Origin of the sequence: Halomonas campaniensis (genome assembly GCF_014193375.1) — a bacterium.
Classification (GTDB): Bacteria; Pseudomonadota; Gammaproteobacteria; order Pseudomonadales; family Halomonadaceae; genus Halomonas; species Halomonas campaniensis.
In genome coordinates this window covers 1-1,213 of record NZ_JACHZF010000075.1, presented here as the reverse complement: position 1 = coordinate 1,213, position 1,213 = coordinate 1, and the positions used below count along the sequence as shown (strand labels likewise).

The following is a 1,213-nucleotide window of genomic DNA, read 5'->3' as shown; positions in this document are numbered from 1 at the left end:
AGGTTAGTTCGTTCATGGCGTCCTCCAATGATCAGAGGTCACCAGTGTGGCCGGCGCCAGTCAGTTCTAGAAGATGGGGTTGCTGGAGCGCTTACAGTTGTTCCTTGCTCATGCGGTGGCCTTCTTGCGGGTGCGTTTCTTGGGGGTGGCGGCATCACGTTCGGCGCGAATGCGAGCCAGCAGTTCGCTGGCGGGCTCATCATCAGGGTCCTGAGGCACCAGCTTACCGGCAAAGGCGTCCTTGAGGATGGACTGGCGGAGGGCGGCGGAGCGGGTGAGTTCAGCCTTGCATGCAGCCTCAACCTGATTGATCTCATCCAGCTTCTCACTCACCCGCTGCATGATTTCGGCCTGCTCACCCAAGGGTGGTATCGGCACAACCACAGAGCGTAGTTGCTCAAAACTCAGGTGTGGTCGTCCAGCTCCATATATGAACTTTTCGAGCTGATCACGTCCAGCACCCTTGCTGGCCAGGAAGGTCTCAACAAATGGGCTGAGAGCGACATCTGCCAACCTGAGGAGCGCAACACTTTGGCAAACATAATGGCGATCCTCATCGCTAGGAAAGCGGCACACATCCCCCGTATTGGCCCCTACTATCGTGATGAGAATATCATCCTTTTTCACCTCACTTCGGACTGCATCCGGGCTATCCGGCGGCGGGTCAACCAGGAATCTTTCAGACAGATCGAATCTCATGGAGCGCACGTTCTGTGCCATGATGAATACGCCATCACCTCTACCATAATACTGCTTCCAAGCCCGCGATCCGCTCGTAAGATGGGTATGGAGCTGATCAACCGATGCCCATACCCACCTCTCAGGCAGATCCGGCAGGTCGCTGGTATCTGGCGCCACGGGCTCCTTGTACTTTCCCCGGCCCTGCCAGTTCTCGCGGCGGGCCTGAAGGATGCGCTCCAGCAGGGCGCTGCCAGACTCCAGACGGTCGGCGTTCTCGGCCCGCCAGTCGGCGGTCAGCTGGCCGGTGACGGCGGCCTTGAGGACGGACTGGCGATAGCGAGCCAGCAGCTTCTGTACATCACGCAGACTGGCCTCGCCATGGTCCAGCTGGGCGAATAGGGATTCTATCTTGTCGACGATGCGCTGCTGTTCACTAAGGAACCACTGATCAATTCGGTTCTGAGCAGTTGAAGGGCTCAGAGTGACACAATCACCGCGTCAGCGATCATTTTCTGACCACCTCCGGTGGTCT

General features: G+C 58.0%; 2 protein-coding genes. One reads left to right on the top strand and one right to left on the bottom strand.

Annotated features, from left to right (window positions below; genetic code table 11):
- Window positions 1-108: 108 nt before the first annotated feature.
- Window positions 109-720, bottom strand: coding sequence for a restriction endonuclease subunit S (locus BDK63_RS18305; RefSeq protein ID WP_183334588.1), 612 nt, complete (start codon window positions 718-720; stop codon window positions 109-111).
- 66 nt (window positions 721-786) lie between these two features.
- On the opposite strand from BDK63_RS18305, the gene BDK63_RS18300 reads away from it, so the two are divergent.
- A complete protein-coding gene (locus BDK63_RS18300) occupies window positions 787-1,080 on the top strand; it encodes a hypothetical protein (RefSeq protein WP_183334586.1) in 294 nt (97 codons plus the stop codon).
- Window positions 1,081-1,213: the final 133 nt, after the last annotated feature.